The organism is Mucilaginibacter sp. (assembly GCF_025362475.1).
Classification (GTDB): domain Bacteria; phylum Bacteroidota; class Bacteroidia; order Sphingobacteriales; family Sphingobacteriaceae; genus Mucilaginibacter.
This window is the reverse complement of record NZ_JANYGH010000063.1, coordinates 1-15495: the sequence shown is the minus strand read 5'-3', so window position 1 is coordinate 15495 and position 15495 is coordinate 1. Positions and strand designations below refer to the sequence as shown.

11 protein-coding genes are annotated in these 15495 nt (G+C 41.3%); 6 read left to right on the top strand and 5 right to left on the bottom strand.

Annotation, left to right across the window (positions count from 1 at the left end; translation table 11 throughout):
• Position 1: 1 nt before the first annotated feature.
• Genes Q0R88_RS21450 through Q0R88_RS21425 form a run of 6 tightly spaced genes read left to right on the top strand, consistent with a single transcriptional unit; the run spans position 2 to position 7245 of the window.
• Positions 2-1162 (top strand): glycosyltransferase family 4 protein, encoded by a 1161-nt coding sequence (locus Q0R88_RS21450; protein ID WP_295720247.1) that lies wholly within the window; start codon positions 2-4, stop codon positions 1160-1162.
• Positions 1152-2564, top strand: coding sequence for an exosortase Y-associated Wzy-like protein (locus Q0R88_RS21445; RefSeq protein ID WP_295720244.1), 1413 nt, complete (start codon positions 1152-1154; stop codon positions 2562-2564). Before Q0R88_RS21450 ends, Q0R88_RS21445 begins: the two co-directional genes overlap by 11 nt.
• On the top strand, positions 2561-3700 hold the full coding sequence (locus Q0R88_RS21440) for an XrtY-associated glycosyltransferase XYAG1 (protein WP_295720242.1): 1140 nt from the start codon (positions 2561-2563) through the stop codon (positions 3698-3700). The genes Q0R88_RS21445 and Q0R88_RS21440 overlap by 4 nt, the downstream gene beginning before the upstream one ends.
• Positions 3697-5112 (top strand): exosortase Y, encoded by a 1416-nt coding sequence (xrtY, locus tag Q0R88_RS21435; RefSeq protein WP_295720241.1) that lies wholly within the window; start codon positions 3697-3699, stop codon positions 5110-5112. The genes Q0R88_RS21440 and xrtY overlap by 4 nt, the downstream gene beginning before the upstream one ends.
• Positions 5105-5659 (top strand): WcaF family extracellular polysaccharide biosynthesis acetyltransferase, encoded by a 555-nt coding sequence (locus Q0R88_RS21430; RefSeq protein WP_295720238.1) that lies wholly within the window; start codon positions 5105-5107, stop codon positions 5657-5659. Before xrtY ends, Q0R88_RS21430 begins: the two co-directional genes overlap by 8 nt.
• A gap of 14 nt (positions 5660-5673) precedes the next feature.
• Positions 5674-7245, top strand: coding sequence for a hypothetical protein (locus Q0R88_RS21425; RefSeq protein WP_295720237.1), 1572 nt, complete (start codon positions 5674-5676; stop codon positions 7243-7245).
• A 183-nt stretch (positions 7246-7428) separates the two neighbouring features.
• Here the strand turns inward: Q0R88_RS21425 and Q0R88_RS21420 are convergent, their stop codons facing one another.
• The 5 genes from Q0R88_RS21420 to Q0R88_RS21400 all read right to left on the bottom strand — a co-directional run bounded on the left by Q0R88_RS21420 (position 7429) and on the right by Q0R88_RS21400 (position 15121).
• Complete coding sequence (locus tag Q0R88_RS21420) at positions 7429-10557, bottom strand: CusA/CzcA family heavy metal efflux RND transporter (protein WP_295720234.1); 3129 nt, start codon at positions 10555-10557, stop codon at positions 7429-7431.
• 34 nt (positions 10558-10591) lie between these two features.
• Positions 10592-11689, bottom strand: a complete 1098-nt coding sequence (locus Q0R88_RS21415) for an efflux RND transporter periplasmic adaptor subunit (protein ID WP_295720231.1) — start codon at positions 11687-11689, stop codon at positions 10592-10594.
• A 13-nt stretch (positions 11690-11702) separates the two neighbouring features.
• The gene (locus Q0R88_RS21410) at positions 11703-12998 is read right to left on the bottom strand and encodes a TolC family protein (protein WP_295720228.1); all 1296 of its coding nucleotides are present in this window, start codon (positions 12996-12998) and stop codon (positions 11703-11705) included.
• A gap of 69 nt (positions 12999-13067) precedes the next feature.
• Positions 13068-14432 (bottom strand): HAMP domain-containing sensor histidine kinase, encoded by a 1365-nt coding sequence (locus tag Q0R88_RS21405; RefSeq protein ID WP_295720226.1) that lies wholly within the window; start codon positions 14430-14432, stop codon positions 13068-13070.
• Entirely contained in the window at positions 14429-15121 is a 693-nt protein-coding gene (locus Q0R88_RS21400) for a response regulator transcription factor (protein ID WP_295720224.1), read from the bottom strand. The genes Q0R88_RS21405 and Q0R88_RS21400 overlap by 4 nt, the downstream gene beginning before the upstream one ends.
• Positions 15122-15495 lie beyond the last annotated feature (374 nt).

Genomic DNA, 15495 nt, shown 5'->3' with positions numbered 1-15495 from the left:
TATGCGCCTGGCTATTATAACCACCCATCCTATACAGTATTATGCACCGGTTTTTAAACTATTGCATGAAAAGCAACAGGTTGATATTAAAGTATTTTATACCTGGGGAGAAAGCGCACAGGAGAAATTCGATCCCGGTTTTGGGAAAACTATATCCTGGGACATGCCTTTAACAGATGGCTATCCATACGAATGGGTTGAAAACACATCAACAGATCCGGGTTCGCATCATTTTAAGGGCATAGTGAACCCCGGATTAATCAGCCAGATCAAAACCTGGCAGGCTGATGTTATACTGGTTTATGGCTGGGCATATGATAGCCATTTAAAAGTTATCCGGCATTTTAAAAGCAAATTACCCGTTTATTTCCGTGGCGATTCAACGCTGCTTGATGCTCAGGAAGGATTTAAAGCGTTATTACGATCCACTTTTTTAAAATGGGTGTATCATCATATTACTCATGCCTTTTACGTAGGTAGTAATAACAAAGCTTACTTCGAGAAATATGGTTTAAACGCCGGGCAACTTAGTTTTGCCCCACACGCCATAGATAATGATCGGTTTGGTGTGCAGAGGACGGATGAATCCGATAAATTAAGGCAAAGCCTGGGCATTACCGCAGCCGAAACATTGATACTATTTGCAGGTAAGCTGGAAGAAAAAAAATCACCCCAATTATTGCTGGATGCTTTTTTAACTTTGAACATGCCAAACACCCATTTATTATTTGTTGGTAACGGTAATTTAGAAGTTTCATTAAAAACCAATGCGGGTAAAAAAAACAAAGTTCACTTTATTGATTTTTATAATCAATCATTAATGCCGGTAGCATACCAGGCATGTGATTTGTTTTGCCTGCCCTCAAAAGGCCCGGGAGAAACATGGGGGCTTGCGGTAAATGAGGCCATGGCCGCGGGAAAGCCCGTGCTGGTATCTGATAAATGCGGTTGCGCCGTAGATTTGGTGGTACCTGGTATTACCGGCGAAATATTTGAAGCAGGAAACTTAACCGACATCAGTACCAAATTGAGCAAACTTATTTTCAATAAAACAACGCTGAAAGTTTTGGGTCAGAATGCTAAAAACAAAATAGCTGCATGGAGTTTTACAAATCAGGCAGATGCCATTTTAAACATACTAAGAAATAGCAATGCAAGGTAAACAAGTTCCATTAGAGCGTTTTTTAATATTGTTCATTCCCTGGGCGCTGGCCGCTTTACTGAAAAGCGATTATGAATTATCCTACCTGATCGCCTGGCTGGGATCCTTCCTGATATTTTTTTTGACGTTAACCGGTTGGGTTAAGCCCCTGCCGAATGACAGGAGCATTGCCGAACAACTCATGCGGCCAATTTTTTTGGTCCAGATAATTTTTGCGGGGTATATGGCCTGTACCTCCATATTTTATTTCCTGGATGTATTGGGGTATCAAAACTTTGAAAAAGTACGTACTACCCTAATTGACCAGGACAGGCTTCAATTTACGGCCCAATGCCAACGGTATTATTGTTTAGGTCACGCCGCCTTTGTTACTGGTATCTTAATCTTTATGGATTATTCGGCTAAATCCAAATACCATATTTCACAAGATAAACTGGCCAATTTACTGATGATGTTTGCAGTGTTCAGTTTCCCTGCCTCTATATTATTCATTAAAATTCCTGGTTTATCGCAATTTGCAAATCAATTCAGCTCCTTAAGTTTTATTGCCGGTACTTTGGCGCTTGCCTTTGCCATTCCGCTTAAAAAAATTGGCAATACCCTTATTTGTATTTGCTTTTACTTTTTCAACTTTTACCAGGCACTCATTTCTGGTTTTAAAGAACCCATTATTATTAGTGTTTTGGTGTTGGGAATATTTCTGTACCCTAATTATAAAAAACTGGTGGCTGGTATTTTCATTCCTATCCTATTGCTTCTATTTATGTTTCTGCCTACCTATAACAGAATCTTCAGGCAAAATGCATGGTCTGAAAATGCTTCTACAGATGAAGCGACAGAACTGGCATTAAATGCCGCGTTGAATAGTGTTGACTCCGGCGATGAAGATGATTCCAACTGGGGATTCCTGGTGTACAGGTTAAGTGAGATTGATATGTTTATCAAGTTCACTCAATCAACACCTAAAAATGTTGATTTTTACGGCACCAAACTGATCCAACAATCCGGAATGGCCATTATCCCACGTGCTTTCTGGCCGGACAAACCAAGTACCGAAGACCTGATCATGGAACGCGTTTATGATGCAGGTGTGGTAAACAGAGCATCATCAGTATCTGCAAAGCCTGCCTTTATTGTTGACGCCTACCTTACCGATGGAGCACTTGGCGTTTTTTTATCCATGTTTATTTACGGAGCAGTTGCACAGCTGATATCCACCAAAGCTGAAAATCTTTTTGGCGGATATATTTTAGGAACGGCTCTTGTTTTCAGCGGCCTTTTCCAGATCATGTGGCGTGGCCTTAGTTTTGAATTTCTCGTCAACACCGTGTTCTGGAGTTTCATCAGCATGTTTGTGGTACATAAAATACTTACCGTATCCAATATCTTAAAAGAGGGTTGAAAATATTACAGATCTCTGCTGCCTATAAACCAGCCTATATTTATGGCGGGCCAACCATGTCTGTAGCGATGCTTTGCGAGCAACTGGTAAAAGCGGGTTGCCAAATTAGTGTATATACCACCACAGCCAACGGTCCACACGAACTTGATGTAGTCCCAAACCAAACGGTGGTGGTTGATGGTGTTGAGGTTACCTATTTTAAACGCATCACTAAAGACCACAGCCACCTTTCACCTGCGCTGTTAAAAGCCGTTTGGAAAAATGCCAAAGCTTATGATGTAGTGCATCTCCACGCGTGGTGGAATCTGGTTTCTGTACTGTCCTGCCTTGTCACTGTTATGCGTGGGGTGCCTGTTTTAGTTTCGGCCCGGGGTACCTTAAGCCCTTATTCGTTTCAAAATAAAAACCAGGGCATTAAAGCACTCATTCATAATTTATTGGGTAAACCGGTATTAAAGCATTGCCACATCCACGCAACATCTCAAAGAGAAAGCGATGCGGTAAACTGTATCATCAAACCAAAAAGCAACACTACAATACCCAATTTTGTAAGGCTTCCAGTATATCATCCACAGGTACACGATATCGTTACGTCTCCAATTAAATTAATTTTCTTCTCCAGGATTGAAGAAAAAAAAGGATTGGATATCCTGCTTAATGCCCTTTCAATGGTTAATATTCCTTTTCATCTCACTATTGCAGGCAATGGCAATGAATTGTATGTAGCTGGTTTAAAGTCATTAGCTGTAACTAATGGCATTGCCGATAAAATAACTTGGACCGGTTTCATCAACGAAGATAAATTTAAGGTGTTACAGCAGCATAATCTGTTCATATTACCATCACATGATGAAAACTTTGGCAACGCCGTTATTGAAAGCCTGAGTGTGGGCACGGCTGTACTGATAAGCGAGGAAGTTGGCTTAGCTGATTATGTAAGTAAAAATCATTTAGGTTGGCTCTGTAAAACAACCGCGGTATCTGTGGCAGAAGCCATTAATCAGATAGCCGGCAGGCCAACCGATCTTAATACTATCAGGGCGCAGGCCCCGGATATTATTTACAGCGATTTTGGTGCCGATAGCTTAGTTGAAAAATACATAGGTTTGTACAATAAAATAAGCAAACAGCATTGACCCCCGTATATTCATTTATCATCCTCACCTATAACGAAGAGCAGCATCTGCCCCGTTTACTTGCATCTATCAAAGAGTTGAATGCACCTGTTTTTGTTTTGGATTCGGGCAGTGATGATAATACGATCAATATAGCTCAAAAGGCAAACGCGGTAATTTTGCAAAACCATTTCGTGAATCACCCGCAACAATGGGATTTCGCTCTCAAAAATTTCGATATCAAAACTCCCTGGATCATTTGTTTGGATGCCGACCAGGTGGTTACGCCGGAATTGAAGGAAAAACTGATCAATTTTAAAGATGATGAGCACCGGGATATCGATGGCATTTACTTTAACCGCAAAAACTTTTTTAAAGGCCGGTGGATAAAGCATGGTGGCTATTATCCTTTTTACCTGCTTAAAATGATCAGGTACGGGGTTGGCTACTCAGATCTGAACGAAAATATGGATCACAGGTTCATAATACCCGGCAAAACCAAAGTATGGAAAGATGGCCATATCCTGGAAGAAAATCTCAAGGAAAACAATATCAGTTTCTGGATAGCCAAACATAACCGGTATAGCGATCTGCTGGCCCATGAAGAGGTTGAACGCATGCAAAAAATGCGAACACAAACTCTTAAGCCATCGCTGTTCGGCTCGCCAGATGAGCGTACCGCCTGGCTAAAACAACTGTGGTGGCAACTGCCGCGATATATAAGGCCAATGTTTTATTTTATTTACCGCATGATATTTCAATTGGGTATCCTGGAAGGGCGTATTGGTATGATATTCCACTTTTTACAAGGCTTTTGGTTCAGGTTGATTGTTGATGTTAAAATTGATGAAATCCTTAAAAGTCAACAAAAACCGGCGCGGGTAAATCAAACCAATAACTCTCCCTTTAAATTTGTATTTACATTCCTGTTCTTATTCCTGGTGTTTTATTACTTCAATATTTTGTTTTTTGGTATTACCAGCCCCGGCAACCACTACTATCCATTTTTAGCTGAGCATTTAAATTATATAAATGGTTTGCGAATATTCCTGTTACAAAGCAGCGCCGTGGTACTTAGCTGGTTTGGCTTTTCATCCGTACACAATAACACAGAATTATTGGTGGCGGGCAAAGGCGCCATTGTGTTAGTGTATTCGTGTTTAGGATTGGGCTTAATCAGTTTCTTTTCGGCGTTTGTAATAGCTTATCCCAAAAGGCTGAAACAAAAAATGATCTTTTTAATAGCCGGAATTATAGGTATCGAGCTTTTAAATATTATCCGTTTTGTAGTTTTAGCTTTATTTTGGGACAAAAAAGCAAACCGGATAATTGATCATCATACCATTTTCAATATCATTTTGTACATTATCATTATGATAAGCTTATATTATTGGGTAAAGCAAAACGACAAAGCAATCAATAAACATGCTTAAAACCAACCTGGCCACCTATAATAATCATCCATTCCATCCCGGCGGCAATGCTATAAAAAGACTTTTATGGTTTTATACAAACGCTGTACTTTTCAAAACAAGCATTATTCCATCCAGCGCCTTTAAAGTATTTTTACTGCGGATGTTTGGCGCCAGGATTGGAAAAAACGTAACGATTAAGCCGTGTGTAAATATCAAATATCCCTGGTTTTTGCAAATTGGTGATGAAAGCTGGATAGGCGAAAATGTATGGATAGATAGCCTGGTTATGATTAGCATCGGTGCTAACGTATGCCTTTCGCAGGGTGCGGTGCTACTTACCGGAAGCCATAACTATAAAAAAACATCATTCAATCTCATAACCAAAGAGGTGATTTTAGAAGATGGCGTTTGGATAGGTGCAGGAGCCATTGTAAATCTTGGTATTGTAGCAGCAAGTCATTCGGTGCTTACCAGCGGCTCTGTAGCCACAAAAAATCTGCAGGCCTACAGCGTTTACCAGGGCAACCCGGCTATAAAGATCCGCGATCGCGAGATTGACTTATAAATATATCTAACACTATGATATTACAAAAATCACAACCCCATAAAATTATCCTGTTGGCTTTAGGCATCATGGTATTAATTATGGGTACGATGATATTTATTGCGCCTACCGCCCTCTTCCCTGATCCCAGCTGGGGGTTCCAGGTGATGCAAAAAATGCAGGCTGGTGGCGCGTTCAATATAGCCACCAAACCCAGTCCGGCAGATCTCAGCAAAGATTATAGCGAATTTTTATCATGGTGGTCGCCCGGGCAGTATTTAGTTCCTTACTTTTTTAAATCCGTTTTTGGCATCAATACGGGGCAGGCATCAGCAATTACTGTTACTTTATTTAGCCTTCTTGGAATAGGCGGATTGTATGTTTTTTTTACAAAAGCAGGATTTACACCAACGTTGGCAGCAGTTAGTGTATTGGTAATAGCAATTCAACAAGGTTTCTTTATCCCTTATGTTTTTTATAACGGTGGCGAAGTCTTGCTTTTCGGCTTTATTGGGTGGTTCCTGTATGGTTGTGTAAGCTTTGATAAAGCAGATTGGAAGTTTACTGTATTCCTGCTGCTTTCCGGTTGGATAGGCTTTTTCTGCAAATCATCCTTTTTGTGGATGTATGCTGCCGGGTGCCTGTATATCTGGATCAAACTATCCCAAAAGCAATTAAATCTAATGGATTGGGTTAAAAACGGCATCTGGATTGCCATTCCATCAGCGTTATCGTTGGCCGCTATATACGTTTTTTACTTATCTAAGGGCGCAAACCCTGCATCAGATTCATCAGGGTTACTATTCAGTTGGGAAACCTTTAGCTTTCCACTGGCTTCCCCAATTTTAGCAGGTTTTTCGTTAGATGATATATTAAACGGGGTACTATTTCACAATAATGAATGGTCGCTTAGTCCTCAGTGGTTATTGATTATTCTATTATTAGCGGCTGCATTAAGCGTCGTGATTATCGTAAGTATCAACCGTTCAATTCCGAATAAGAACTATACCCTATTGCTCAGTATTTTTTATGTGTTATCTGTGCTGTTTTTTGGCTATAGTTTTTTACGGCAGGCAAATATTTCATACGAAGCAAGGCATTTCAGGATCATTGGTTTACTGGTAACTCCCGGAGTAGTTTACCTGGTGAGCCGATGGAAACCGCCTTTTAAAATAGCTTTCGGACTGGTATGCTTTTTTATCACCTTTTTAAGCATCCGGTATTTTGTACCCAGCTATCATCAAAATAAAACAGTAAACGCCCACGGGGCATCTGGTGTAGCACTACCATTCATTGATCAGCCATCGCTGGATTATATTATGGATTTAGACCGGAAAACAAAAAATGCGCTCTTCGTATTTATTAGCCCGGATCTAGGTCTTGAAATTAACCATAACCGTTATGTTATTTTAGATCCTATCGACGCCGATGTCAAAATTAATTTCGATAGCTATGTACATTATGGCCATGGCGGCCCCATCTTTATTATGCTCCCGGCAAGCTATATGGGCCCAAAATCAAACATTATACGTAAATGCTTCCCCGGATACACCGGTTTCCATATGGATATGCTGAGCAATAATTACGTCCTGTATTCGGCCAAATAAAAGCCGACTGTAGAAAAACTAAGCACGTAATAATTGCTCAGCAATTATTTGTCCTGATCTAAATCCTTTCGATTTCCATCAATTACTGCCAGCCGCCGAAGAAAAACATATACCGGCGAACTCTCCTCTTCAATTAATGGCTTTCCGCCTCCATTAATCACCTAACATAGTTTTCAGTTCCTGTTAAATCCTTCCGGTGTCGCCGTTCTCTACCCTTTTAAGGTAAGTCCAGTAAAACACGATGGGGAACACAAACAGGTTGAATATGGTATTGGTAATTAGTCCGCCAATAACTACTATGGCCAGTGGTTTTGATGCTTCGGATCCTATACCTGCCGATAATGCAGCCGGTAGTAAACCAATAGCCGCCATCATAGCAGTCATAATAACCGGGCGCATCCTATCGGCAACACCACTTTTCAAAGCATCGGCAAAGTTGGTAAACTGGTGATGACGCAGATCTTTGATGTTTGATTTAAATTTGGAGATCAGGATAACCCCATTTTGAACACAAATACCAAATAAAGCGATAAAACCGATACCTGCGGATATGTTAAAATTAACGCCGGTGATTAACAACGCAAGTATCCCACCCATAATGGCGAACGGCACATTATTTAACACCAGCAATGAATCCCTGAAATTACCGAACAAGATAAACAGGATAAAAAAGATGATAAGCAAACTCACGGGTACAGCCTGTGATAGTCTTTGGGTTGCCCTTTGCTGGTTCTCAAAATCACCTGCCCATTCTAAGCGGTAATCCTTAGGCAGTTTAATTTGCGCGTTTACTTTGGCTTGCGCCTCTGCAATGGTACTGCCCATATCGCGGCCCCTTATAGAGAACTTGATAGCACCATAACGGCTGTTTTTATCACGATAGATCATACTGATACCCGTAATTTTCCCGATATCGGCTATCTCGCGTAATGGTACGCGGCCCCCGTTAAGTGTTGGTACGCGCAAATCGCCAATGGCAGAGGCATTGTTCCTGAAATCCTCCGGGTAACGGATCCTCAGATCAAATTTTCTTTCTCCCTCATAGATCTGTGTTGCAGCACGGCCGCCAATGGCGGTTTCAATAACCGCATTAGCATCGGCGGCGGTTACACCATACTGGGCCATTTTATCCTGGTTAAGGTTAATCTGCAGTTCAGGCTGCCCCATATTACGTAAAATACCCAGATCCTCAATGCCACGTACTCCCTTTAATATTTTATAGATCTGTTCTTCTTTACCCTCAATATATGGGTAGTTGTCGCCAAACATTTTAACCACTATAGATCCCTTTACTCCCGACACTGCTTCTTCAACGTTATCAGATATCGGCTGCGAAAAGTTCAAATCTACTCCGGGATAAAACTTCAGTTTGTCCTGCATCCGCGCTATCAATTCTTCCTTCGTCTCTTTTCGTTTCCATTCGCCCTGCGGATAAATATCAACATGAAATTCTATGTTATAAAAGCCAGTGGCATCCGTACCATCATTGGGCCTGCCCGTTTGCGATATCACTTGTTTAACCTCATCAAAGCTCAGGAAGATCTTGCGCATCTCATTTGATAACTTAACAGATTCTTCAAGTGATGTACTCAAAGGCCCTGTAGCTCTTACATATATAGATCCCTCATTAAGCTCGGGTAAAAACTCGGTTCCCAATAAAGTAAAGCAACCCAGGCTAATCACTAAAGCAATAAGCGCTATCGGGAAAACTATTTTGCGGCGTTTAAAACACAGGTTATAAAAACTAAGCGCATGCTTTGTAATAAACTCCACAAAAACGTTATGGCGTTCGCGCACGTTTTTCTTTAACAGGATGCTGCACAGTGCAGGTACCAGGGTAAAGGTTAATAACAAAGCGCCTAAAAGGGCAAAGCTCAATGTCCAGGCCAGGGGCGAAAACATTTTCCCTTCTACTTTTTGGAAACTGAATATAGGTAACAGCCCGGTTATGATAATAGCCTTTGCAAAAAATATGCCTTTACCATTTACCAAACATGCCTGGCGTATCAATCCCAGCTTGCTTAGCTTGTTGAAATTTTCCATTCCAACTTCCTTTGCCTTATGATCAAGCAATACAAAGATCCCCTCTACCATCACCACAGCCCCATCTATGATGATCCCAAAATCAATAGCCCCCATGGACAATAGATTGGCCGACATCCCCTTTAATTTAAGGCACATGAAAGCAAACAACAGTGCGAGTGGAATAACAATGGCAACTATTACCGTGGTGCGCCAGTCGGCCATGAAAAGCAATACAATAACCGTTACAAATACAATCCCCTCGGCCATATTGTGCAATACGGTATGGGTGGCAAAATCAACCAGCGTTTCGCGGTCATAAAAAGTGTTGATCTTTACATCCTCGGGCAATATACTGCCGTTCAGCTCCTTTATCTTATCCTTCAGGCCCGCTATCACTACGCTGGGGTTTTCCCCTTTGCGCATAACAACAATACCTTCTACCACATCCGGGTCTACATCCCTTCCTACCTGTCCTAAGCGGGGCAAGGCTGATTCCGTTACTTCGGCTATGGTTTTTACATAGATGGGCGTACCCTTTATGTTGTTAACTACAATATTTTTTATCTCGCTGATATTGTTCAATAAGCCAATGCCTCTAACCACATAGGCCTGCCCGCTTTGCTGTATCACGTCGCCGCCAACATTCACATTGCTTTTTGATACCGCATCAAACAATTGCAGCGGGGTTATATCATATTGCACTGCTTTTTGCGGGTTAATTGTTATCTGGTATGTTTTCACCTCGCCGCCAAAGCTGTTTACATCGGCCACGCCGGGTACTGCCCTTATCTCGCGACTTACTACCCAATCCTGTATGGTCTTTAATTCGCGTACAGAGCGTTTATTGCTGGTAAGTGTATACCTGTAAATTTCACCTGTTGGGCCATAAGGCGGCTCAATCTCCGGCGTGATGCCATCGGGTAAATTGGCCTCGTCAATATGATTATTGATCTGCAAACGGGCAAATGCGTAATCTACATCATCATCAAAGGTGATTTTTACAACCGATAAACCAAACAGCGATGACGAGCGTACACTTGTCTTTTTCTCTGCCGGGTTCATGGCCAGTTCTATTGGGCGGGTTACAAATTTCTCAACCTCCTCGGCACTACGGCCGGGCCACTGGGTTATAATGGTTACCGATGTATTGGTTACATCCGGGAAAGCATCTATAGCGATGGTTTTGAAGCTGATATAACCTGCAACAGCCATCAGCAGCGTAACAAAAAATATAAAAACCTTGTTTTTAAGTGCAAAAGACAGCACTCCTTTTATGAACTTGTTCATCTAAGTTGCTTTAATAAAATGATAGGGATCCGTATTAATCTTTTAAAGACTCATACAGGTAAACTTGTCGCGATGCTACTATACGTTGCCCCGGTTTCAATCCTTTGCTGATGTAGGCTACATCCTCTACACGTTTGGCTATTTCAATAGGTTGTATATGTACCTTTGCTGGCCCATCCACCACAACCACGTAGTTTTTATCATTATCAAACACAATAGCATTGGTGTTGATGGCCGGTAAATTCATGCCTGATTTTGCCCGGATCTTAACATTGGTAAACATGCCAGGCTTCAGCATATTATCGGGATTCCTGATCATTACCCGGGCACGCATTACTTTGTTATCGGGATCAAGCACATCAAAAAGCTTATCAATTTTACCGGTAAATACTTTGTCGGGATAGGCAAGCGTTGATATCTGTACTTCATCGCCAACCTTAACACTGGCAATATCAGACTCATACATATTGATGAGCACATACACAGATGACAGATCTGCAATGGTAAACAGGTTCTGATTATTATCAGCTCTTACCATCATATCTTCCGTAACATTTTTTTCGATGATGTAACCACCCAGCGGGGCCTGTATTTCATACCCCTTACCGTTACTTTTGTTGATAGACATTATGGAGCTTGCCCGACTATTCTCGGCAGTTGCTTTTTGGTAATCAGATTTGGCTTGTTCCAGATCCTTTTCAGATGCCAGGCCACTTTTGTACAAATCCTGTGTGGTTTCCAGTTGCCGGCGGGTGTTACGCAAATCGGCCCCGGCCGCGATCATGTCACGGCTAAAGCCTGCTATTTCGGCGCTGCGCATCGTAGTAAGCACCTGGCCTTTTTTTACCACATCACCCAATTGTACATGTACTGCCTGTGCAATACCGCTTACCATCGGGAAAATTTTAACCATTTTAGTTTCGTCTGGCGCGATACTGCCGGTAAGCGTAATTTCCGATAACGCGTTTTCGGCCTTTACTGTATCAATCACCAAACTGTGTAATAAACTATCGGTTACCTGGAAATGGGCATCCTTTGCCGTTTCGGCATCGTCATGATGGGTGCAGGCTGATATGGATAATATAACGGCTGGAATGACACCAAAAGCAATTATTTTATAGGGGCGATACATGATATCTAAGTAATTATTGATTAAAAAATGGAGTACCTGTAGCAAAATTTAACTGCTCGAGCGAGCTTATGCGGTTAAGCTGCAGGTTATTTAACTGTAGGGTGTTGGTTTTGTAAGAATCATAAAAATCAAGAAACTCCAGCAGGCTGATGTTGTGCTTCTGGTAATTTTTAAATACTTCCTGTATCAGGTGGTTAAAATCCTGTTTAAACTTCGGATCGAAGCTATTGTACAGATTTTCAAGGCGTAAGGCTCCTTTATAGTCATTGGCAAGTTCACTTTCCAGTTGATCTTGCTGACTTTGTAATTGCACTTTACTGGCATCAACTGCTATACGGGCTTGTTTTATACCACCCTGGTTGCGGTTAAAAAATGGCAGAGAAAAAGCTATCCCGGCGCTGGAATAATCGCGGATGTAACTGCCCTGCTTATCATAAGCTAATGAAAAGGTAACATCTGGTACAGCCGTTGCCTTTTGAAGTTTTAGGTTGATGTTATTGTAATCAACAACAGACCGCGCTACTTTCAGATCATACCGGTTGGCATAGGCCGAATCAATCAAATGCTGGTAGGGTACTTCTGACACCACTGATTTCCCTTCAAGGTTAATATCAACCTGTGGAACAATATAAGCCGAAGGCTTGGCCCTGATCATCAGTTTTAACTCACTTTGCGTATCGTCAATACTATCCATCAGGTCGTTCAGCTCTGATTGCAATGAGTAAAGCTGCGACTGAATCCTGAGTACTTCTTTTTGGGCGATATTTCCCTTGCTGTACTGTTCCTGGAAAACTTTAAGCGTTTTGGCCAGTGAATTTATCTCCTCCTGGTATACCCGGGCAGACTGTTCCTGAAAATAAATTTTGTAAAAATCATTCCTGAGCGTAAATTTAAGCGTGCGCAGCAGATCAAATAATTGATATTGTGCCTGTTGCGCGCTTATCTGTGCCAGCTGAATACTTTTATTGCGTTTACCTGCAGTTTGGATAAGTTGTGATAGCTGGGCAGAATACTCGCCCCCATCATGACTTGTATCAAAAAACCTTTTGGTTTTAGGATTATATAAAACGTTGGCAAAGCTAAAGTCGGGATTATTGAACAAACGGGCAGTTATTATTTGCGCCTGGGCCTGGTCAATACTATAATGCTGAATAATGAGATTAAGGTTATTCTTTAAAAACTGCGATTCCGTCTCTTTCAATGTCATACTTAATGTATCGCTGTTGGGGGTTTGTCCGAAAACAATACCCCCCACAGCCATACACCATAGTTGAATTGAAAAAAGAACGATAACAAATTTGTGGTGCATAGTATATTTGTTTGGAACAAAGCTATACCACCCAAATTAGAGGCACATTAAAGCGAGATTAGAAAGAGATTAGAATATAGGCACAAAGCTGATGGTAAAAGTTGTACCCTGGTTAATAACAGAATTCATGGTAATAGCGCCATTAAATAATTGTATAATTTTATAGGCAACATAAAGCCCCACCCCGTTTCCATCAAATACCCGCCCGTTTGCACTACGATAAAATGGCGTAAATATTTTTTCCCGGTCATCAACCGGGATACCAATACCTTTATCCACTATGGTAATTACTACAGACCGCTCATCTGCATACAAACGGCAGATTACAGGCTTGTTGCCCGAAAATTTAAAGGCATTGCCAATAATATTATTGAGGGCAATTTTCAATAGCGTTTTGTTGGCGTTAATGAACAGTGCCTGCTGTTCCTCTGGTAGATGATCAATTTGTACCTGAAGCTGCGGATGCCCCGGCGACATTGCCCAATGATGCTGTATTTCCCAAATCTGTTCATCTATCTGCACCGGCTCAAGCATTGCGCGTGTATATTCCATATCGGTTTGGGCCAATTCCATAAGGCTACCAATGGTTTCTCCCAACCGTTCTGCCTCAAATAATACCGAATTTAATAGCTGTTCATATTCTGCACTACTGCGTTGTTTATGCAACGCAACCTCTATTTCACCTATAATACTGGTTACAGGCGTACGTAACTCGTGCGAAGCATTGGCCACGAAAGTTTGTTGTAGCTCAAATGAATTTTGCAAATGGCTTAATAAACGATTAAAATTAATAGCCAGCGCGCTTATTTCATCTTTACCCTTTCCCTCATCTACCCTTAAATGTAAGCTACTGGCATTCATCAATTTCATTTGCCTGATAACACCATCTATAGGCAATAATGACCGTTCAGCAAACCAGCGACCTATAAAAAACAAAAAACAATTCACCACAATTAATATGATGATCATGATCCTGATGATACCGGATAAACGAATTTTGGCCTGCTGGTCATAAGCTGATGCCAGGATAACAAAATTACCCTGGTTATCAGGGTAATAAATACCTATGGTTTGCCTTTCACCCTCCCTAAAACTGATAGTTTTTTTGTTGCGTACCTGTTCAATGGTATTAATGCTCCAGTATTGCTCCCTATCTTTAATAAACGAGGCGATATTGTGGGCGTTATAAACACGTATCACTTCATCGGGCAGTTTTTCCAACATTCGCTCCCTGACATGGTTTAACGAGTCAGAAGATATTTCGTCGGCCTCGAGGTATAATTGGGCGGCTACTTTTGCCCTGTCTTTTAAATGTCCATAAAAATCTGTTCTGAAGAAATCAGCAAAAGCCAGGTACATGATCCCCATTATAACCAGCAACAAAGCCGAGCTAAGCAAAGTAAAATTAAGGGCCAACCGGTTTTTTATTTTCATACTGCCTTGTTTTCCTTTAAAATATAACCCATGCCTATTACGGTGTGAATCAGCTTGGCCTGCGAACCCTTTTCAATTTTTTTTCGGAGATAGTTCACGTACACATCAATAAAATTGGTACCGGTATCAAACTGAATGTCCCATACTTTTTCAGCAATATAATCACGCGATAAGGTTTTGTTTGGGTTACGCATAAATAATTCAAGCAGGTGATACTCTTTGGTTGTAAGCATAATCTCGGCATTGGCACGCTCGGCAGTTTTGGTGAATATGTTCAGTGTCAGATCGCTAAATGTCAATAAACCTTCCTCTTTTTGATTATCCGGTTTAAATCGTCTTAATAATGCACCAATGCGGGCCAGTAGTTCGCTAAAATGAAAAGGTTTCACCAGGTAATCATCCGCCCCGGCTTGCAAACCGTTTACTTTATCATCTACGCGATCAAGCGCGGTAAGCATTAATATCGGCACCTTGCTGTTATCCCTCCTTATTTGCCTGCAAAGATCAACACCGTTGATATCAGGCAGCATCAAATCGAGGATGATAAGGTCAAATGATTGTGCACTTATCAGATCAATGGCAGATAAGCCATCCCCGGCATGAGTTACCAGGAAATCATGTTCCTGTAATCCTTTTGAAATAAAGGCCGCCACTTTTTCCTCATCCTCCACGAGGCATATATGATTCATAATTTTTCAGGGAATTGAATGAGTTACAAATAAAAGAAATATTAAGCTACTTGCGCATAATATTAAAAAAGGTGCCAACCCTGTGAATCATGTTATAAAGAGCCTTAAAGTGACAACGAGTAAATTACCTGTAATTAAAGGCCATGCGTTCCGGAGTAAAAAAACATGTGCAAAAACCTTCACTTTTTTGCACATTATTCAATAGGCATATTCCATAAACTCCCCGTTTTCGATCATTTAGGCTCAATATTGAGATATTTAATAATCTGCCCATTTGCTGACTTCCCCGGGTGTTCGGGCCAGGAGGATGCGGGTGTTCGGCGGTGTTCGGGCTGAGGTTTAGCAAAAATGTAAGTTGTTGGTTTATAGCAGGA